Genomic DNA, 19,861 nt, shown 5'->3' on the forward strand with positions numbered 1-19,861 from the left:
AGGTTTAAGCCCATTTAAAGCGTTCCAGGCAGACATTGGTGTTGAATGGTATTTTGATGACGATGCTATGTTAAGCGTCACATACTTCACTAAAGAAGTAAGCTCATTTATTTCTACCCAACAACAAACAAACCAACAAATTGGTATCGACATCCCAGTTTATACGACTAACCCAGATGCCGGCGAGCCACCGTGTGGTGCTCAGCAATATGACTGTTGGACAGTAAGCTCATCAACAAATGGTACGGGTGGTTCAATCGAAGGTATTGAGTTCCAAATTCAAGATTCATTCGATAACGGCTTTGGTTATTCATTTAACTACTCTTATTCAGATGCGCAAGCACCAGCAGAGAATTACCCAGACCGTGTTGGGGTATTCTCTGATTCATCGAAAAACAGCTATAACGTAGTTGGTTTTTATGAAAATGATGATTTCTCTGCTCGTTTAGCATATAACTGGCGTTCAGAGTTTATTATTCGTGAAGCACCAGGTTGGTACGGTAACCGCGAGCATCAAGACTACGGACAGCTAGATTTCAGTGCAACATACTCTGTAACTGATTACTTAGATGTTACTTTCGAAGGTATTAACCTAACAGAGGAAGACAGCGTTCAGTTGGGTAACAATGATGCATCTACCTCATTACCAAACCCTGATTTACTGAATGACTTCCCAGTGTGGAGTTTTGAAGGTGAAGCACGTTACAAGCTTGGTGTAACAATGCGTTTTTAATACGCTAAATGAGTAAAAATAACCTAGGCCCAGCATTGCTGGGCTTTTTTACGAGGTTAAACTTTATTGGTGATTTATGGATATAAAAAAAGTTGCAATTGTAGGTGGTGGAACAGCCGGTTGGTTAGCTGCAAACCACATTGGCAAAGAGATGCTCAATCGTAAAGGTATATCTGTTACTTTAATAGAGTCCCCAGATATACCGCCAATTGGTGTCGGTGAAGGCACAGTCCCCGATATTAGGAATACCCTAAAAAGCTTTGGTATTCGTGAAGATGAATTTATTAGGCAATGTGATGCAACGTTCAAGCAGTCAATAAAGTTTATTAACTGGATGGATAAGAAAAAACATGGCGAAGGCAACTTTTTTCATCATTTATTTGATGTGCCAAGCTCTTATGATGCCAAGCATTTAACTTCTTATTGGTTAAATAACAAAGAGAAAAGTCAAAGTTATGCGCAGGGCTTATCTTCTCAGCATGTTATTTGTGAGGCAGGCTTAGCACCTAAAAATATCACTAATGCTCAATATGAAGGGGAGTTGGCTTACGCGTATCATTTTAATGCAGGCAAGTTTGCGCAACTACTTGCTTGTAATGCAAAAGAAAAATTTTCTGTAGAGCATATACACACCCATGTTACACAGGTAAAGCTTGGCGATGACGGCGCTATTGCTGCACTTATTACAGATAACAATGAAGAGCTTGAGTTTGACTTTTATATTGACTGCTCAGGCTTTGAATCTTTACTTATGAGTAAAGCGTTAAAGATCCCTTTTGTTGATGTATCTGAGAGTTTATTAATTAACAGCGCATTAGTGGTGCAAGTACCAACCAAAGCCGATGATGCTATTCCTCCTTATACACTTGCCACCGCTCATCAAGCTGGCTGGATTTGGGATATTGCGCTCACCAATAGGCGTGGAGTCGGTTTTGTTTATTCAGATAACCATATGACGGATGAACAGGCACATGAAAAACTTGACCGTTATTTAGGTGACAGTAAGCAAGATCTTACCTACAGAAAAATACCAATGCGGGTCGGTTACCGGAAAAAGTTTTGGCATAAAAATTGTGTTGCCCTTGGTTTAGCGCAAGGCTTTTTAGAACCATTAGAGGCAACGTCAATATTATTAACTGACTTTTCAGCTAAATTTTTAACGTTGCGCTTTCCATCATCAACAACGCAGCTAGAGCAATTAGAAGAGCGTTTTAATCATGCTATGGGGTATGCATGGGAGCGGGTGATTGATTTTATTAAACTTCACTACTGTATATCAGACCGCACTGATTCAGCTTTTTGGATAGCAAATAAAAACCAAGACACTATTTCCACGTCATTAAAAGAAAAACTTAATTTGTGGAAAGAGTTTACCCCAGTCAGAGATGATTTTTTTAGTCAGTTTGAAGTGTTTTATCTAGAGAACTTCTTATTTGTACTTTATGGAATGAATTACAATACTAAGGCGTCTAACAGCCCCGATAAAGAACAGGCACACTGTTTAGCGCGTTTAAAACAAAGAGCTGAGATTGATCACTATTTAATAAATAAGCTTCCTGATCACAGAGCGCTTTTAAATAAAATTAAACAGTATGAGCTTCAGTCAATCTAACCCTTATCTTACACTTGCAAAAGAGGCTATCGACAGACGGCCTTTTTTAGCATCGGCTAAGCAGCTTTGCTCAGAGTAAATATTTGCACTGTGCAATAAGTTGCCTTGGTAAATAACAAGGCGGTTAAATTTAGCATCAACTTTAAAGATCTGCTCAAATAAACTGGTGTTGCCAGATAAATAGCCTTGATGTTCATCAGGGGCTTTTTTAACATCATTAACTATATCTGCAAGTAGTGGCTTATGTTGTTGCTTAAATTCAATAATGTTTTTAGGTATATACTTATAAATACTTGTTCCACCAAGCTCCTCTGGCGATAAGTAATGTACAAATGCGTAATCTCTTTCATCACATGAATCAATATGTGGTACTTTTTGATCAGCAATTAAATTTGCAGGTTTGCATGAAACTAATGAAAGTAAACTTTTATGAAGAATAGACTCTCGATAATTTTTATTGTCTATTTTAGGCAGTATTTCATTTTGAAAAAATGCGTGCAGCAACCTCAAGTACGGTTGTGGCATATTATCGCGGATCCCCGGATAAAAGGAATTATCTGAGAACATAGGATTAAAGTAAGCTATGTTATGAGCAAAATTCATTACACTGCTTGTATCTAAAAGAAAATCATCAACAACGTAAGCGTATACCTGTGTGCCAGGGATCATCAACTTTTCAATTTTTAACTGTGGATTTATGGTTAAATTTTTCATTTTTAAGGTCTAATTTTTGATGAGAATATTTAAGTGTAAACATCATACCTCGCTGTAAAATTAATATATCACCTCTGACAACGCTGTCAAAGCTATCAGCAAGTGTATTTAATGGCTAATAGACCAGTGAACGTTGGCAAAAGTAACGTTTTTTATATATTTGTCTAAATAATCAACGATAATTTTTTGTTAATTAATATCCTACAAACTGCCACAAAATTTTCACTTCCTTTTTGTTGCCAAAACCTTTAGCCTTATGGCACTAACAGTAAAAAATCAAATTTATAAAATAACGGAGCAGTAACATGGCGGAGCAACAAGTACAGCCTTTACACAACGAAAAACATGCCAACACTAAAATTAAAAATGGCATCAATATCGAATTTATGAAAACTCAACACTTAGTGCCAGTTGTAGCACACGAGTTTGCGCGTATCGCCAATGAGTTTCCAATGTCTTTTGTTAAAAATAACGAAACAGGTACTTTTCAAGCGGTTGCTATGTTTGGCTTAGAGCCTGGCGAAAACTTATTTGTTGATGGCGACAAATGGACAGCAGCATTTGCACCTATGGCAACAACGCGTTACCCATTAGGTTTAGTAAAGCATCCTGAGCAAGATCAATTTGGTATTGTAATTGACGAAGCGAGCTCATTAGTTGGTGAAGAAGAGGGTAATGCATTATTCGAAAACGGTGAAGAAACTGATTACCTTAAGCGTCGTAAAGAAGCGTTAGTATCGTTCATTGAGTTTTCACAAGTCACTGATGCGTTTACTAAATTCCTTGCTGATAAAGAACTACTTGTAGCACAAACGCTAACGGTTGATATTAAAGGCGAGAAAAAAGACATCAACGGTATTTACCTTATCGATGAGAAAAAACTAAATGAGCTAAGCGATGCAGACTTTCTAGAGCTTCGTAAACGCGGTTATTTAGCACCTATCTATTCTTTCTTAACGTCTACTCACCAAGTAGCACGTTTAGCACGTTTAAAAGCGCAACAAGCGTAATTTTTAAACAGAATTTAAAAAGCGCCTCAGGGCGCTTTTTTTATGCCATTAAACTCAGTTCACTTGAAAAACCCCACGTAACCATTCACATTAGTTTTAATCCTAACTAACGAAAGAACGCACAATGAAAAAATCACTATTACTAGGACTGCTTTGCGGTAGTTTAATGAGTGTGAGCTCATCTGCATTGAGTGCGAGCACGCCGTTTGCCATTGCGATTCATGGCGGGGCAGGCACAATCGAAAAAAGTAAATTTACACCTGCTCAAGAGCAAGCTTACCGCGATAAATTAGCTCAAGCTGTTGAGGCTGGGTATAAGGTACTTGAACAAGGCGGAGAAAGCCTTGATGCAGTCACAGCAGCCATTGAAGTGTTAGAGCAATCGCCTTATTTTAACGCCGGACGCGGCGCGGTATACACCTATGATGGTAGCCATGAGTTAGATGCCTCTATTATGGATGGTCGTAAACGCCAAGCTGGAGCGGTTTCGGGCATTAAGCACATAGAAAGTCCAATTAAACTTGCCCGTTTAGTGATGGAAAAATCAGTGCATGTGATGTTAAGTGGTCAAGGTGCAGAAGAGTTTGCTAAAGAGCAAGGCGTTAGCTTAGTAGAGAATAATATATTTGATACAAAGCATCGCTATGAAGCTTTATTAAAAGCAAAGGAAAAACTAGAGGCGAGCAAAAGCACCAATAAAGATTATCAAGCAGCGCACAAGGCGTTACCTGCTAATTATAAAATGGGGACTGTGGGTGCGGTGGCACTGGATAAACAAGGTAATTTAGCCGCGGGTACGTCAACTGGCGGAATGACCGCAAAACGTTTTGGCCGTATTGGTGATGCACCAGTTATTGGCGCGGGTACCTTTGCAGAAAACGCCTCGTGTGCGGTATCGGCAACTGGCCATGGCGAATATTTTATTCGTTATAATGTGGCAAGCGATATTTGCGCACGAGTAAAATATCAAGGTAAAACCATTGCTCAAGCTGGGAATGAAGTAATAAATGGGGTGCTTAAACCGATTGGCGGCACAGGCGGTGTTATTATTGTTGATACAAAAGGCAATATTAGCCTGCCGTTTAACACCACAGGCATGTACCGTGCGAGTAAATCGAATACGCAAGCGACTTATGTAGGTATTTTTAGCGACGAATAAGCGTTTTTCTTTAGTGGCTGGAGGTTTATATAATAATCCGCTGATTGTTATGTCCTTTACAGGATTAACCCCAGCCATTTAATTTGCTACAATCGGGGCTCTTTGACTAATTTTTATAAGGTATGCAGGTGGTAAACCTAGGTCAGTTGTTTGGCGAGCTAAAAACGTGCTTAAAAAAAGATCAATTCAGTTTTAAAAAGCGCCTTCATGGCGTAAAAAAAATTACCGACGAGGCAAAACTTACCAGTGCGCTTGAAAAAATTACGGCTGATATCAGTCGCAGTCAATCGCTTCGCGAGCAGCGTTTAGCTGGGCTACCTAACGTTACTTATCCTGAGCAATTACCGGTCAGTCAAAAAAAAGACACCATTAAAGAAGCCATTGCTAATAATCAAGTGGTGATCATTGCTGGTGAAACCGGCTCAGGTAAAACCACACAAATTCCTAAAATGTGTTTAGAGTTAGGACGTGGGGTTGATGGGTATATAGGCCATACTCAACCTAGACGTTTAGCTGCACGTAGCGTTGCCAATCGTATAGCAGAAGAAATGCAATGCGAGCTTGGTCAGCAAGTGGGTTTTAAAATTCGTTTTAGCGATCAGGTTTCTAATAACAGTTATATAAAACTGATGACCGACGGTATTTTATTAGCTGAAATACAACAAGACCGTTTTTTGAATCAATACGACACCATTATTATTGATGAGGCGCATGAGCGCAGTTTAAACATTGATTTTATTTTAGGTTACCTTAAAAATTTACTTCCTAAACGTCTTGACTTAAAAGTTATTATTACCTCAGCGACCATTGATCCAGAACGTTTTTCTAAGCACTTTGATGATGCGCCAATTATTGAAGTATCAGGCCGGACATTCCCTGTGGATGTACGCTATAACCCCATCAGTGATATCCAAAAAGAAGACATGGAAGCCGAAGGCGACCAGTTACAGGGGATTTTTGATGCGGTCGATGAGCTTTGCGCTGAAGGCCCCGGTGATATTCTGATCTTTTTAAACGGTGAACGAGAAATACGCGATACCGCCGATGCACTAAGTAAGCGCAATTTAAAACACACCGATATATTACCTTTGTATTCAAGGCTATCGAACGCTGAGCAAAATCGTATTTTTGCGCCGCATTCGCGCCGCCACATTATTCTCTCAACCAACGTCGCTGAAACATCGCTAACGGTGCCAGGTATTCGTTATGTTATTGACCCGGGTACGGCGCGTATTAGTCGTTACAGTTACCGTACAAAGGTTCAACGTTTACCCATAGAGCCTATTTCGCAAGCTAGTGCTAATCAGCGAATGGGGCGTTGTGGACGTGTTGAAGCGGGTATTTGTATTCGCTTGTATTCAGAGGACGATTTTTTATCACGTCCTGAATTTACCGATCCTGAAATATTGCGTACTAACTTAGCGTCAGTTATTTTACAAATGCTGGCATTAGGGTTGGGTGATATGGCGCAATTTCCTTTTGTGCAAGCACCAGATAGCCGCAACATTAACGATGGTTTAACACTGCTTGAAGAGTTACAAGCGGTAAAAGAAGCTAAACGTCATCAAAAAACCAGTTTAACGCAATCTGGTCGAGAGCTGAGTCGTTTGCCAGTGGATCCGCGTTTAGCAAAAATGGTGCTGACTGCGTATAAGCTGGGTGCATTGCGTGAGGTGATTATTATTGTTGCTGCGCTCTCAATTCAAGACCCACGAGAACGACCACAAGAAAAACGCCAGGCAGCGAATGAAAAACACGGTCGCTTTGACGATCCAGACTCTGACTTTATCGCCTTTTTAAACTTATGGAATTACCTCGAAGAGCAGCAAAGTGAGCTGACCAATAGCCAGTTTAGAAAGCTATGTCAAAAAGATTTTTTAGCGTATATGCGCATTCGTGAATGGCAAGATATCGTTTATCAAATCAGCACTGTGTGCAATGAAATGAAAATGAAAGCCACCACTAATGTTGCAGACAGCGAGCTTATTCACAAAGCACTGTTAAGTGGCATGCTCAGTCATATCGGTTTTAAAGACGAAAAGCAGCTGTATAAAGGCGCACGTAATAGCCAATTTCATATTTTTCCAGGATCTGGCTTGTTTAAAAAGAGCCCCAAGTGGATGATGTCGGCTGAATTGGTAGAAACCAGTAAACTCTATGCCCGTATTAATGCCAAAATAGATGTGAACTGGGTAGAACCGTTTGCTCAACATTTGGTAAAACGAAGCTATACAGAGCCACACTGGGAGAAAAAGCCCGGTGCAGTCATTGCCTTTGAGCAACAAACACTTTACGGCCTGCTTATCGTTAATAAACGCCGGTGTGTGTATAGCAAGATTGATCCTAAAGTAAGCCGCGAATTATTTATCCGCTCGGCGCTGGTTGAACAAGAGCTTGGATTAAATGAAGCATTTTTAGCGTATAACCGCGAATTAATTGAAGATATTCAAGTGCTCGAGAACAAGTCTCGTAGACGCGATATTTTAGTTGATGAGCAAACCTTGTTTGAGTTTTACGAGAAGAAAATACCCAGCGATATTAACAATCGTGCTGCGTTTATTAACTGGTATAAAACACAAAAACAACAAGACAAACACTACCTGCACATGACGCGCGAAGAGCTCATGCAACATGGCGCCAGCAGCATTACCGAATTTGACTACCCAGATACATGGCAGCAAGATAATTTGATGCTGCCGCTTACCTATCACTTTGATCCAGGCCAAGCGGTTGATGGCGTTGCCGTACAAATACCCGTTGCACTGTTAAACCAAGTGCAAGAAAGTGGCTTTGATTGGCATATACCGGCATTTCGTCATGAGTTAATTTGTGGGTTAATTAAGTCATTACCAAAGTCATTGCGTCGTAACTTTGTCCCTGCGCCCAATTATGCCGATGCGGTGTTAGCGGCTATAGAGCCATTACAAGGCTCGTTAATCGACTCGCTAAGCAATCGATTACTGCGTATGACCGGCGTCCGTGTAGACCCTGAGGCGTGGGATTTAACTGCGCTTGCTCCGCATTTAAGGCTACAATTTGAAGTGCGCGATGAACACGACAAGCTACTGGCACGTGGACTCGATTTAGCTAAACTTAAAGCGCAGCTACAAGGCAAGGTCACCGACACCTTATCTAAAGTCGCCGACAAAGGCATAGAGAAAACCGATTTAACACAGTGGGATTTTGGAGAGTTACCAACATCCTATGTGAAAAAGCAAGGTCAGTACGAAATTAAAGCGTACCCTGCGCTGGTGGATAAAAAATCAACGGCGGCAGTGGAGTTATTCGATAACGAAATTAAAGCGCAATTAGCGCACCAGCAGGGGTTGCGTCGTTTAGTGTTATTAAACGTGCCATCACCCATTAAATACCTGCAGCAAAATTTACCAAACAAGGCTAAGCTAGGGTTGTATTTTAATCCTTTTGGTAAAATTGCCGATTTAATAGATGACTGCATTGCATCGGGTGTTGATAGCCTATTAGTTAAATATGGTGATATTCGTACAAGTGATGCATTTGAAGCGGTTAAAGAGCATATTCGCGGCGAATTAGGCGACACCGTAGTAGCAATTGCAACCCAAGTAGAACAAGTACTGAGTATTGCTCATGCGCTGCATAAAAAAATGAAAGGGCGAGTAGATTTAACCATGATCACTGCCCATGGCGATATTAAATCTCAGTTAGAATCGCTTATTTTTAAAGGTTTTGTGAGCCAGCATGGGGCGGATAAGCTCGGCGATTTAATTCGTTACTTAAAAGCGATTCAAAAACGACTAGAAAAGCTACCCGTTGACCCAAATCGTGATAGATTATGTGTGCTAGAGCTTGAAAAAGTGGCGCAAGAATATAAAAAACTGACGAATAAAACCCCTAAAGGAATGCCATTGCCTGATGATGTTGAGGCTATTTTTTGGATGCAGCAAGAATTACGCGTATCCTTATTTGCGCAAACCTTAGGTACACCTTATCCAATTTCAGCAAAACGTGTGTTAAATGCGATAAAAGAAATTGAATAATCCCTTTATTCGCTATTAAGCTAGGGTCTGTTGACCTTTGTGGATTAAAATTTGTTCAAACTAAGGGCGGTTTAATCGCGGCGCGAGGTTTGTAACCTAGTGGGCTAAGTAAAAACTACACCACATAGGCTCTGCCTTGCCTAAATACCAAACAGGCTACTGCAAATTCAACCTTGAACGGTCAACAGACCTTAAGGGACTAACTTGAGAAGGAAATGACATTGCTATGTCCTCATTACTAAAACACCAAGCGCGACAATTGTTAGTGGTTGATGATGAGTATTTCAATTTTGAAATACTCAAAGCAGGGTTAGCATCAACATTTGATTTAAGCTATGCTGATTCTGGTAAAAGTTGTTTAGCATCTGCCATTGCTAATCCGCCTGATATTATTTTGCTTGATGTATGTATGCCGGGGCTTGATGGTTATGATACCTGTCGCATACTTAAACATACGCCAGAGACAAAACACATTCCGGTGGTGATGATATCAGGACTTGAGTCAGAGCTTGAGCAACAAGCAGGCTTTGACTCAGGGTGTGATGCTTACGTTGTAAAACCTTTTTCTATCGCCGTACTACGAGAAAAAATTAATAATATTGTGTAGAGGGAATTATGTTTACTGAAGATAAGCGAAACTACAGACGTATGCAGGTTAACACACCCGCTAAGTTAACCTCGATTGAGCCCGTCGCAGGACTAAGTTACACAGGCACCTGCCTTGACTTAAGTGCAACAGGGCTCTCCTTGCAGCTCGATGATTTATTAGAGCTTAACTCAATTTTATCGGTTGATATTGCATCAACCCATCCAAGCATTGCACCGTTAAAAGCCACTGCAAAGGTGATACGTGCCAGCACAGAAGAGGATGGCACGATAACCGCAGGGCTAGAAATTATTGAGTTTAACTAAAATTAGTGTTTAGTAAACCTTACAAATAAGGCCTTTAAGATAAAAGCCTTCAGGGTAGCTGCCCGCAATAGGGTGGTCAGCTGCTTGATTTAAGCGCTCCATGATCAGCAAATCTTTACCTGCATCAAGTGCTGCATCTGCAACCACTTTTTGAAACAAATTTTGTTCCATTAAACCAGAGCATGAGAAAGTAAGCAGTGTGCCGCCTGGTTTTAATATTTGCATCGCAATCATATTAATATCTTTGTAACCCCGACATGCCCCAGTTAACTGCGCTTTATTATCAGCAAATTTAGGCGGATCCATCACAATCGTATCAAACATCACGCCGTCTTCACGGTATTGGCGCAATAACTTAAATACATCTTGTTTTACAAAGTCGACTTTATTTAAATCAAGGTTGTTATGTTCAACATTGCGCTTTGCTGTATCAAGAGCTGGTTGTGAAACATCGACATTGGTTACATGCTTACAGCCACCACGCAGGGCATAGAGAGAAAACGTCCCCGTATAACTAAAGCAATTTAATACGGTTTTATCTTTTGAAAAACGCTCCAGCGCAGCACGGCTATCACGTTGATCTAAATAAAAGCCGGTTTTATGGCCTTCAAGAATATCAACTTCAATTTTTAAACCATTTTCTTCAATGATAACTGACGCTGTGGGTTCATTACCCCAAAGCACTCCTTTAATTGGCTCCAAGCCTTCTTTAGTGCGCACATCTACATCTGAGCGCTCATAAATATTAGAGCCTGGGAAAATAGCCATTAATGCGCCAACAATTTCACCTTTGTGGCGCTCAGCACCGGCACTGAGTAACTGACAAACCAAGGTGTTATCAAATTTATCTATGGTAACACCCGGTAAATAATCTGATTCAGCGGCGCAAAGCCTAAAACCGGTCAGTCCACCTTCTTCAATCGCATGGCTGCGAGCTTCTAAAGCACGACGTAGGCGACGCTCGAAAAAATGTTGATCTATGACTTCTTTTTCATCAAAGCTCCATACGCGCGCGCGAATTTGTGAATGCGGGCTGTAAGCCGCGGTGGCTAAAAACTTACCTTCACTGTCGTGTATGGTTACCGTGTCACCTAATCCAGGTTTACCTTTAATTTTTTTGATGGCTTTAGAAAATAACCAAGGGTGTTTTCTTTTTAATGATTTATCGCGACCAGCTTGCAGGTAAACGGCAGATGACATAGGGCTTCTCTGTAGTAATAAATAAGCGCTGTATTTTAGTCAAGCCACGCGCAACATACAATGAATGTTTTGCAAGGGCCTTATAAATCGCGTTAAAGTAGCGGATATTACCTCGTTTAAATAGATTTTTGGAAATTCGGTGGACAATTCAGCCCTTAGCCCTTCATTAAAGCAACTTGATCAGCAATGCAGAGAATTTATAACAGCGCTTATTCATGCTGATGTAGCCCATGATATCACTCATATTGAACGCGTTGTCCGTGTCGCAGTTAAATTATGCACTGCTGAAAAAGCCAATATGAATGTTGTTTTACCTGCTGCTTGGTTACATGATTGTGTTGCGGTGGCAAAAAATCATCCAGACAGAGCGAAAGCATCAACACTGGCTGCCGATAAAGCGATTAGTTTTTTAGCGTCTATTGGCTATGATGAAGCGCTATTTGATGATATTCACCATGCTATTGCCGCGCATAGTTTTAGCGCCAATATTGCTATTAAAACCGTTGAAGCACAGATTGTACAAGATGCTGACAGAATGGATGCTTTAGGGGCTATTGGTGTTAGTCGTTGTATGAAAGTGGGGGGCTCAATAAGCCGACTTTTATACAATCCTAATGATCCATTTTGTTTAGAGCGTGAACCTGATGATAAACAGTACACCTTAGATCATTTTTTTATAAAGTTGCTGCATATTGCAAAAAGTATGAATACACCTTCAGCTAAAGCTGAAGCACTTAGAAGAACAGATTATATGTATGACTTTTTAGAGCAGTTAAAATCTGAAATTGGAGGGTAAGACAGTGAGGCCAAAATTGAGCGGTATTGATCATTGTCATTTAAATGTTCAAAGCCTCACCCAAGCCGTTGATTGGTATGAAAAGGTGCTTGGTTTTACTGTAGTAGAGGAATTAGCATTTTGGAATGAAGAAGGCAAAGGCCCTTTAACGCTTGAAGATGAAAACGGATCGACACGTTTAGCTTTATTTGAGGCGCCAGGGCGAAGTAAAGGAATCGCTTTTGCTGCAATCGGTGAGCAATTTATAGCGTGGTTAGCACATTTTGAGCAGCTTGAAATTAAAACGATACTGGCTGATCATGGCGTGACTTTTTCTATGTATTTTAAAGATAACAGTGGGAATAGCCATGAGATCACTTCCCATGACTACCGCATTATAAAACAGCATTTTCCAGCTGTAGCGTTAGGCTCTCACAATGCCAAAAGAGGCTAGGTCCTGTTGAACTTTGTGCAGTAATATTTGTTCAAAAAAGAGACGATTTAATCACGTTCTTGATGAGCCTTTTTTATCGCTAAAATAGCGTCTATTTTGCTAATAAAAAGATCAACCAGCTGAGGGTCAAAGTGTTTTCCTGCTTGTTGTTGCATATGCTCTAGTGTTTGCTTAATGCTCCACGGCTCTTTATAAGGACGTTTTGATGTAAGTGCATCAAATACATCAGCAATCGCTACAATCCGCCCCTCAATAGAGATTTCCTCGCCTTTCAATCCATTAGGATAACCTGTGCCATCCCATTTTTCATGATGTTCGATAGCCAATACATGGGCAAGTTGCAGTAAGGGGGAAGGTGAGTTGGCCAATATTTTAGCCCCTATAGCGGCATGCTCTTTCATGTGTGCAAATTCGTCGGGGGTTAATTTGCCAGGTTTTAACAGTATCGAATCAGGAATACCTATTTTTCCGACATCGTGCATTGGCGCAGCTTGGCGTAATAATTCTGCGTGTTGTTCGTTCATTCCCAACGCTAAAGCAAGTACTTTGCTGTATTGGCTCATTCGTGCAATATGCTCACCCGTATCAGTATCTTTATACTCTGCCGCGCGACCCAATCGCTCAACTAAATCTACATGTGCTTGTTTTAGTTGCTCGGCTTGTACTAAAGAAAGATGAGTTTTTACCCTTGCCTTTACTATCGCAGGGCTAATAGGTTTGGTTATATAGTCAACCGCACCTAGCGAAAACCCTTCCGATTCATCTTGTTCTTGCGTGAGTGCGGTGACAAAAATGACCGGAATGTGTGCGGTTTTAGGATTAGCTTTTAAAATTTTGCACACTTCAAAGCCATTCATATCTGGCATCATTACATCAAGTAAAATGAGTTTTGGCGGATCGTTTTCTATTAATTGCAGTGCCACAGCCCCCGATTTAGCAAACGATAAACGGTAGTTACTCGCTAAGACCTCGCGCATTACTTTTAAATTTGCAGGTTCATCATCGACGATTAATATTCGCGCCTGACTTATCGATTGATCCATCGTCATCCTCAGAAGAGCTAGTTATTGAGTGTTGTTAATAATGCGTTGATCTGTGTTTGTGCATTATCAAATTCAAAGTCATTAAACTGCTCATAAATATTCAAAATAGCAGCTTTGTGTTGTTCGGGTGTTATTCTTTCAATATAACTTAATAACGTATCATCCAACTCTGCTCGTTTAGCTTGGCTGAGTAAAAGCGTTAATTGGTGAATAAATTCAGCATCTGACACGGTTTCTTTTTGTAATTCATTCTCTTTAAAAGCAATGTGTAAGTGTGATAATTCATCTGCTAGCTGCTGCCACTCTTGCTGACATTTTAATATGCACTGAGTATAACTTGTTATATCACGTTGTTTTTCAGCTTGCGTAATTAAGTAAGATAAATTATTGAGCGCTAAATTACCGGCAAGACCTTTTAAATTATGCAAAATATGAGCATGATGTTTATCGTTTAGCTTAATGGCCGCCAAGGTTTGCATACTATTTTGATGCTGAGCTAAAAAGAGTACAACCTCTTTGAGATGTTTCTCTTTGCTGCCCCACATTTTTTCACCTTTATTAAAATCTATACGAAGTTTTGAATCTATTGGATCGTTAGTTACTAACTGGCTGATAGCAAGCCCAAGCACCCGCGCTATTTCTTGGTTGAGTTGGTTTATGTCAACGGGTTTCGTTGTAAAACCATTCATACCCGCTTGTTTGGCTGTTAGCTTATCTTGCTGTAGCACACTGGCCGTTAAGGCAATTATTGGCGTGTGCTTTAGTTGTTTTTGCTGCTCTAAAGAGCGAATTGATGCTGTGGCACTGATCCCATCACATTTAGGCATATGAATATCCATTAGGATAATATCAAAGCGATGCTGATTAAACATGTCAATGGCCTCAAAACCATTATTTGCTTTACTTACCTGGTGGCCTGCTTGGGAAAGCATAATAGTGAGTAGTTCGATATTTTGTTCAATATCATCCACCACTAAGATTTTTAATGGGGGTAAGCTAAATGCGTTTTTACTAATGGCTTGCACCTGACTTTTTTCGCCTGCCTCAAGCCCAACAGTAAAGGAAAAACAGCTACCTTGACCAAGGGTACTTTGTGCATATATTTTGCCGCCCATTAATTCAACCAGCTGCTTACTAATTGTTGTGCCAAGCCCTGTGCCACCAAATCGGCGTGTTGTGGTGCCATCTGCTTGCTCAAAGGGTTTAAAAATAGCTTCAAGGCGACCTTTTTCGATACCTATACCACTATCTTGTACTTCAAATAAAATGGGTTGATTGGGTTTATGAGTAACCGAAACAGTAACATGGCCTTGCTCAGTAAACTTTATCGCATTGCCGATTAAATTGGTTAGCACTTGGCGTAAACGCGTATCATCACCAAAATAAAATGGATTTACATTGTCAGCTATTTTTAAAATGAGCTGTAAGTCTTTTCGTTTTGCATCAAGCCAAAATGTCGACACAATATTATCGAGCAATTCTTGCAAGTTAAAATGTACTTTTTGAATTTCGAGTTTACCTTTCTCTAGCTTTGCTGAGTCAAGGATATCGTTGAGTAAATGCAATAAAGAACGCGCAGCGTTATTAACGGTAATAATTTGTTTTTGTTGGTCTTTATTAAGCGGACTATCCATTAAAATATCACTAAAGCCAATAATTGCATTCATGGGGGTACGTATCTCATGGCTCATATTTGCCATAAAAGACTGTTTAGCTTGCGCGGCTGCTTCAGCCTCGTATTTAGCTTGCTTTAAGCTTTGCTCATATTCATGGCGCTTGGTTATATCAACTAAAACGCCATCAACCCAGCGTGTATCATCTTTAGAGTTAGTGATAATACTTGCTTGATCAAGTACCCAAATAATATTGCCGTTGCGATGGCGAATGCGATACTCAATTGAGTATTGACTGGTCGATGCAACTGCTTGATCAATCGCTAAAGAAATAGCCGCTTCATCTTCTTTAACAATAAGCTCGGCAAAGGTAATACGCTGCTCAGTAAATTCTTCAGCGCGATAACCCGTTAGTTCATAGACGCTAGGGCTGATAAACAACATACTCCAGTGTTCATCTAACAAGCAGCGAAATACCACACCGGGCATATTGTTCATCAAGGTACGGTATTGTCGCTCTTTTTCAATTAAGCTTTGTTGTAACGCTCTTTGCTCAGTTAAATCGGTAATAAAGCCCACAAACAATGTTTCAGTTTGTAATTGCTTTACTTCACCAATCCCTAAGCGAATTGGAAATTGATGACCATTTTTATGTTTTGCCCACACATCGCGATTAACACCAATAACACGTTTTACCTCATGGTTTGTTGTATTTTTTAAAAAAGCATCGTGTTGATTAGCAATATCATCAGCCATTAATATTTTTACATTCTGGCCAATGACCTCATTATCTTGCCAGCCAAAAATTGTTTCTGCGGCTTTATTAAAGCTCAAAATAGTGCCTTTAATATTGATAGTAACGATGCCGTCAATGGCAGTTGATAAAATAGCATCAAGGCGAGACTCTTCAGCTGATTTTTTCCCCAACAGCATTCTGTAACGGATCATGCCATTGATGATCACAACCACCGCTGTTAATAAAAGCGTGGCGAACGACACACTAATAGCAATAAAGGTTAGATGTGATTGGTTTGTTTGCTCGTTAATTATCGGGCTTGTTGCAATAAATCGCGTAGCAGCCATGCCCATATAATGCATACCAGCCACGGCAAGGCCAAGAATAAGGGCGCAAATAATACGATTATGCACAGGCGTTAATTTTTTAAAGTGTGCTGGTAAATGAAAACGTGCATAGAGACTTATAAAAGACAGCAGCACTGCAACAACAATTGAAGCGCCAAACCATATTGGATCATAACGAAGTAAAGGACTTAATTGCATCGCTGCCATACCGCTGTAATGCATGGTGCCAACACCCGCGCCAAATAAAAGAGAGCTTAGAATTAAATTGATAATACGAGGGTTAGAGCTATATGTTTTCAAACAAGAAAAAGCAATGGTACATGCCAGTAACGCCGGTATAAACGACACAAAAGTGAGTGTGGGGTCGTATTCAATTGTAGTGCACAAAGAAAATGCGAGCATAGCAATAAAGTGCATGCTCCAGACCCCTCCGGCAAGGACTAAGGCTGCGGTTATATTGGCTAACTTTCGATAAGATTTAAAATGTGTATTATTTGCTAAATCGATAACGTGCAAAGAAAAATAAGCTGCAAAAATTGCGGTGAGTATAGATAGTGTCACTAAACTTGGGTCGTATACACCATTAATAATTAGGCTTGGATCTGGTTCGTTTATAAAAAAATTAGCTAACATCAATCATTCACATAATAACTCTTAAATTCAGTCTAATATAAAATACAATAATAATCACAAGGTATTGAGTTATAAATTACAAAAGCAACGTAAGTGTTTTAAGCTCTAAACCATACTATTTATTGAGTAGCACTAAATGCATTGTTATTAAAATGGCATTTAGTGGGGATTATTTATAGATCAGCCGTTATGGTACAAGGTAAAATAAAACCCAGTGGTTAATTATAAATAGGCAGCATTCATTGTTGGATTACACTTTAAAGCGAAGTAAGCAAAGAAAAACAGTGGCTATCAAAGTCGCACAACGTGAGCTTACGGTATATGCGCCCCATTTTGTAACGAAAACACAAATTAATGAATGGCTGTTAAGTAAACAGAACTGGATTGATGCTCAGTTACATAAGCAACAAATTCAAGCCGATACACGACAGTTTCCACTCAAAACCCAGAGTATTAAATTATTTAATGAAGCTGTTAATGTGCAATTTGAAAACGCAGCACGCACTCAATGGCAGCAGCACAATGAAAGCCAAACGCTGTTACTGAGTATTTCTTCACGTGTAAAGCATCAAACGCAAATGTATCAAAGTTTGCTAGAGCAGTTTTTGCATGAGAAATTAGAAAGTTATATTGAAATGCGAGTTAACGATTATTGTCAGCTGATGGGTGAAAAGCTACCGAGTAATATTCGTATTCAATTGTATAAACGTCGCTGGGGTAGTTGTAATCGCAGGCGTGAAGTAACCTTCAACTTACACTTGGCAAGTGCACCGACATGGGTCATTGACTACGTGATTGTTCATGAATTAGCACATTTAAAATATTTAAATCACAGCGCTCAATTTTGGCAACGTGTGGAATTATTTTATTCAGATTATAAACAAGCAAGTAACTGGTTAAACAATCATGGTATGAGTTTACAGTGGGTATTTGAATAAAAAGAAATAAGGTAGAGAAGAGAAGTGGTGGAGGGAGCTGGATTCGAACCAGCGAAGGCTGAGCCGTCAGATTTACAGTCTGATCCCTTTGGCCGCTCGGGAACCCCTCCACACTAATTGTTATTGCATTTGGCCCCACTTAACTTAGCCTAAGAAAAGTGGTGGAGGGAGCTGGATTCGAACCAGCGAAGGCTGAGCCGTCAGATTTACAGTCTGATCCCTTTGGCCGCTCGGGAACCCCTCCAATGCAACGCGGCAGATAATAGCAAACTTCTTATTTAAGTAAAGAAAAAAGCTAAAGAAAATTCAAATTTAGCCGATAAATACTTATTAATTAGTTAAATAGGCTAAAGTCTATGCAGATTGGTGATTTGTTAATCACGGAGAGCCAGTTAAAAACGAGGCTTAACGAAAGTGTGCACGAAAACCGCCGAGGCGAGTTTGCACTTTTATTAGCAATGCTCTCTCACGATGCACTCGATTTTAGTGAATTCCACCTACCCAAAAGTGACACTAAGCATTATCAAGCTGATGAAGATGCTCTGCGTAAACAATTTGGCGCAGGTCCAAAGCAGCCATTAGCGCCAGATACCTTTAATATGTTAATTGGTAAAAATAACACAGAGCTTTTAGCAAAAATGGGAAGCGCTGTAGGGATGAGTGATATAAAGTTAACTCAGTGCTTAAAGCCTGAGCCATTTAATATTCGTGATGATAAAAACCACATTCCACTGACTGTCATTGATAACTGTGAATTAGCGGTACGTCGACGAATTAAAAATACCAACACCGAGTTATCAAACCCTCAAATGGATGCGGTGGCATTTTATGATGATTTACAAAATGAAGCTATCCACCAGCCATTACATTTGTTTAGTGCCTAATTATATGTGTTCAATTGCTGCTTTATACATGCCATTTGATTGTAATAAACTGTGTTTATAGTAGTAAGTAACTATTGGTTTTATAGGTGCTTTATTTTAATAACTGATTTAATATAAAAAAAGCATCCAAAATTTAAATGCAATTGCTATAATGGCGCAAATGGTATGACATTAAATGCCATTATCATTAAACCAAGGTAATTAGGAACGTAATGAAGAAAACATTCACGCTGAATCATGAGAAAATCAAATACCCTCGTATGGTTGATGCTGCAAAGCATGAAGTGAAAAAATATTTGAAAAGAGAACGTAATAAAACTTTACCTGTTGATGCCGACTACTGGGCATTCGATTGTAAGTTTGGCAACACGGCTGAAGAAGCCCAAGTGGTTCACGTTGCTGAAATTAACAATCACATCAGTGAAATTGAAAAGCAAGGTTTAACTTCTTTTTACTTAGAGATTTTAGCAAGACCTGCACAGCGTCAAGATTTCGATGAAGATGATGGCGAATAAAACGCTAATTTGCGTTTAGTGTAGTTTTTGAAAATGGGCCTTGTGGCCCATTTTTTGTAGCTGTTATTTATACACTATGACATTTTTTGTATTTTTTATTACTGCCACAAGGGCACGTATCATTGCGTTTTACTTTAATATCGGCAACCGGTGTAATCTCACCATCAAGGTATCGCCATTGTCCATCTTCTTTAATAAACCTTGAATTTTCTGCTAACTGGCAATATAAATCTTGATAAAAGTAGTGAGCTTTAAATGTAACAAATCCTGTTTCATCATTATAACCAGAGTCTAATACGGTTAAGTTTATAAAACGGCAACTATTTGCAAAATCTTTAATTTCTGAAATTGAATTTTCAGCTTGTTTTTCTTTTGCATAACTTTCACGAACAAAAACCGCGTTTTTAACAGCATAAGCACTGTAGCGTGCACGCATAAGTTGCTCTGGTGTGTGTGGCTGTTTGGTTTTTAAATGAAAAGGCTCGCAGCAATCAGCATAAGGTTGCTGACTGCTACAAAAACATAATAGGGCGTTAGAAGTCATGATAAATGTACTGTGTATTAAAA

Annotated in this window: 17 protein-coding genes and 2 tRNA genes; 12 read left to right on the forward strand and 7 right to left on the reverse strand. The window is 39.7% G+C overall.

All coding sequences use genetic code 11. From position 1 onward, the window contains the following. Positions 1-733: TonB-dependent receptor domain-containing protein (locus tag ACTRWE_RS00005; protein ID WP_462879283.1), on the forward strand; the 733-nt coding region annotated here is incomplete at its 5' end. Positions 734-809: 76 nt separating this feature from the next. Continuing rightward, positions 810-2,345, forward strand: a complete 1,536-nt coding sequence (locus ACTRWE_RS00010) for a tryptophan halogenase family protein (protein WP_350314785.1) — start codon at positions 810-812, stop codon at positions 2,343-2,345. 3 nt (positions 2,346-2,348) lie between these two features. Here the strand turns inward: ACTRWE_RS00010 and ACTRWE_RS00015 are convergent, their stop codons facing one another. Then, entirely contained in the window at positions 2,349-3,059 is a 711-nt protein-coding gene (locus tag ACTRWE_RS00015; protein ID WP_138687219.1) for a DUF6445 family protein, read from the reverse strand. A gap of 305 nt (positions 3,060-3,364) precedes the next feature. On the opposite strand from ACTRWE_RS00015, the gene ACTRWE_RS00020 reads away from it, so the two are divergent. The 5 genes from ACTRWE_RS00020 (at position 3,365) to ACTRWE_RS00040 (ending at position 10,156) form a co-directional block, all read left to right on the forward strand. Next, positions 3,365-4,069, forward strand: a complete 705-nt coding sequence (locus tag ACTRWE_RS00020; protein WP_013465241.1) for a SapC family protein — start codon at positions 3,365-3,367, stop codon at positions 4,067-4,069. Positions 4,070-4,193: 124 nt separating this feature from the next. Continuing rightward, positions 4,194-5,228, forward strand: a complete 1,035-nt coding sequence (locus tag ACTRWE_RS00025) for an isoaspartyl peptidase/L-asparaginase family protein (RefSeq protein ID WP_138687220.1) — start codon at positions 4,194-4,196, stop codon at positions 5,226-5,228. A gap of 128 nt (positions 5,229-5,356) precedes the next feature. Continuing rightward, on the forward strand, positions 5,357-9,244 hold the full coding sequence (gene hrpA / locus ACTRWE_RS00030; RefSeq protein ID WP_171040140.1) for an ATP-dependent RNA helicase HrpA: 3,888 nt from the start codon (positions 5,357-5,359) through the stop codon (positions 9,242-9,244). A 226-nt stretch (positions 9,245-9,470) separates the two neighbouring features. Next, on the forward strand, positions 9,471-9,851 hold the full coding sequence (locus tag ACTRWE_RS00035) for a response regulator (RefSeq protein WP_013465238.1): 381 nt from the start codon (positions 9,471-9,473) through the stop codon (positions 9,849-9,851). A gap of 8 nt (positions 9,852-9,859) precedes the next feature. Further along, positions 9,860-10,156, forward strand: a complete 297-nt coding sequence (locus ACTRWE_RS00040) for a PilZ domain-containing protein (RefSeq protein ID WP_013465237.1) — start codon at positions 9,860-9,862, stop codon at positions 10,154-10,156. Between the two features lie 9 nt (positions 10,157-10,165). Here ACTRWE_RS00040 and ACTRWE_RS00045 read toward each other — a convergent pair whose 3' ends face one another. Beyond that, on the reverse strand, positions 10,166-11,356 hold the full coding sequence (locus tag ACTRWE_RS00045; protein WP_138686816.1) for a class I SAM-dependent methyltransferase: 1,191 nt from the start codon (positions 11,354-11,356) through the stop codon (positions 10,166-10,168). A gap of 139 nt (positions 11,357-11,495) precedes the next feature. Between ACTRWE_RS00045 and ACTRWE_RS00050 the strand changes: the two genes are divergently transcribed. Then, positions 11,496-12,152: an HD domain-containing protein gene (locus ACTRWE_RS00050; protein ID WP_462879285.1), complete on the forward strand. Its 657-nt coding sequence runs from the start codon at positions 11,496-11,498 to the stop codon at positions 12,150-12,152. Between the two features lie 4 nt (positions 12,153-12,156). Next, on the forward strand, positions 12,157-12,585 hold the full coding sequence (locus ACTRWE_RS00055; protein WP_029750301.1) for a VOC family protein: 429 nt from the start codon (positions 12,157-12,159) through the stop codon (positions 12,583-12,585). 47 nt (positions 12,586-12,632) lie between these two features. Here the strand turns inward: ACTRWE_RS00055 and ACTRWE_RS00060 are convergent, their stop codons facing one another. Next, entirely contained in the window at positions 12,633-13,628 is a 996-nt protein-coding gene (locus ACTRWE_RS00060) for a response regulator (RefSeq protein WP_138686814.1), read from the reverse strand. Between the two features lie 17 nt (positions 13,629-13,645). After that, positions 13,646-16,957: a PAS domain S-box protein gene (locus tag ACTRWE_RS00065; RefSeq protein ID WP_138686813.1), complete on the reverse strand. Its 3,312-nt coding sequence runs from the start codon at positions 16,955-16,957 to the stop codon at positions 13,646-13,648. A gap of 245 nt (positions 16,958-17,202) precedes the next feature. Between ACTRWE_RS00065 and ACTRWE_RS00070 the strand changes: the two genes are divergently transcribed. Then, positions 17,203-17,895 carry a M48 family metallopeptidase gene (locus tag ACTRWE_RS00070; RefSeq protein WP_036954315.1) on the forward strand — a complete coding sequence of 231 codons (693 nt, stop codon included), beginning with the start codon at positions 17,203-17,205 and terminating at the stop codon, positions 17,893-17,895. Between the two features lie 25 nt (positions 17,896-17,920). Here the strand turns inward: ACTRWE_RS00070 and ACTRWE_RS00075 are convergent. Together ACTRWE_RS00075 and ACTRWE_RS00080 are read right to left on the reverse strand one after the other, a co-directional pair. Continuing rightward, positions 17,921-18,005: transfer RNA gene (locus ACTRWE_RS00075), tRNA-Tyr, on the reverse strand. 49 nt (positions 18,006-18,054) lie between these two features. Then, positions 18,055-18,139, reverse strand: a tRNA-Tyr gene (locus tag ACTRWE_RS00080). Between the two features lie 112 nt (positions 18,140-18,251). Here ACTRWE_RS00080 and ACTRWE_RS00085 point away from each other — a divergent pair. Further along, complete coding sequence (locus ACTRWE_RS00085) at positions 18,252-18,779, forward strand: VC2046/SO_2500 family protein (protein WP_138686812.1); 528 nt, start codon at positions 18,252-18,254, stop codon at positions 18,777-18,779. 212 nt (positions 18,780-18,991) lie between these two features. Further along, complete coding sequence (locus tag ACTRWE_RS00090) at positions 18,992-19,294, forward strand: DUF6172 family protein (RefSeq protein ID WP_008113037.1); 303 nt, start codon at positions 18,992-18,994, stop codon at positions 19,292-19,294. A gap of 67 nt (positions 19,295-19,361) precedes the next feature. Here ACTRWE_RS00090 and ACTRWE_RS00095 read toward each other — a convergent pair whose 3' ends face one another. Further along, on the reverse strand, positions 19,362-19,838 hold the full coding sequence (locus tag ACTRWE_RS00095) for a YchJ family protein (protein WP_036954321.1): 477 nt from the start codon (positions 19,836-19,838) through the stop codon (positions 19,362-19,364). Between the last annotated feature and the right edge of the window lie 23 nt (positions 19,839-19,861).

Source organism: Pseudoalteromonas sp. G5_S1_54_S4, assembly GCF_054968565.1.

What these genes read in the sequence shown, in the direction of transcription:
- ACTRWE_RS00010 (WP_350314785.1), top strand. Translation starts at nt 810, where the DNA reads ATGGATATAAAAAAAGTTGCAATTGTAGGTGGTGGAACAGCCGGTTGG.
- ACTRWE_RS00015 (WP_138687219.1), bottom strand. Translation starts at nt 3,059, where the DNA reads ATGAAAAATTTAACCATAAATCCACAGTTAAAAATTGAAAAGTTGATG.
- ACTRWE_RS00020 (WP_013465241.1), top strand. Translation starts at nt 3,365, where the DNA reads ATGGCGGAGCAACAAGTACAGCCTTTACACAACGAAAAACATGCCAAC.
- ACTRWE_RS00025 (WP_138687220.1), top strand. Translation starts at nt 4,194, where the DNA reads ATGAAAAAATCACTATTACTAGGACTGCTTTGCGGTAGTTTAATGAGT.
- ACTRWE_RS00035 (WP_013465238.1), top strand. Translation starts at nt 9,471, where the DNA reads ATGTCCTCATTACTAAAACACCAAGCGCGACAATTGTTAGTGGTTGAT.
- ACTRWE_RS00040 (WP_013465237.1), top strand. Translation starts at nt 9,860, where the DNA reads ATGTTTACTGAAGATAAGCGAAACTACAGACGTATGCAGGTTAACACA.
- ACTRWE_RS00045 (WP_138686816.1), bottom strand. Translation starts at nt 11,356, where the DNA reads ATGTCATCTGCCGTTTACCTGCAAGCTGGTCGCGATAAATCATTAAAA.
- ACTRWE_RS00060 (WP_138686814.1), bottom strand. Translation starts at nt 13,628, where the DNA reads ATGGATCAATCGATAAGTCAGGCGCGAATATTAATCGTCGATGATGAA.
- ACTRWE_RS00065 (WP_138686813.1), bottom strand. Translation starts at nt 16,957, where the DNA reads ATGTTAGCTAATTTTTTTATAAACGAACCAGATCCAAGCCTAATTATT.
- ACTRWE_RS00085 (WP_138686812.1), top strand. Translation starts at nt 18,252, where the DNA reads ATGCAGATTGGTGATTTGTTAATCACGGAGAGCCAGTTAAAAACGAGG.
- ACTRWE_RS00090 (WP_008113037.1), top strand. Translation starts at nt 18,992, where the DNA reads ATGAAGAAAACATTCACGCTGAATCATGAGAAAATCAAATACCCTCGT.
- ACTRWE_RS00095 (WP_036954321.1), bottom strand. Translation starts at nt 19,838, where the DNA reads ATGACTTCTAACGCCCTATTATGTTTTTGTAGCAGTCAGCAACCTTAT.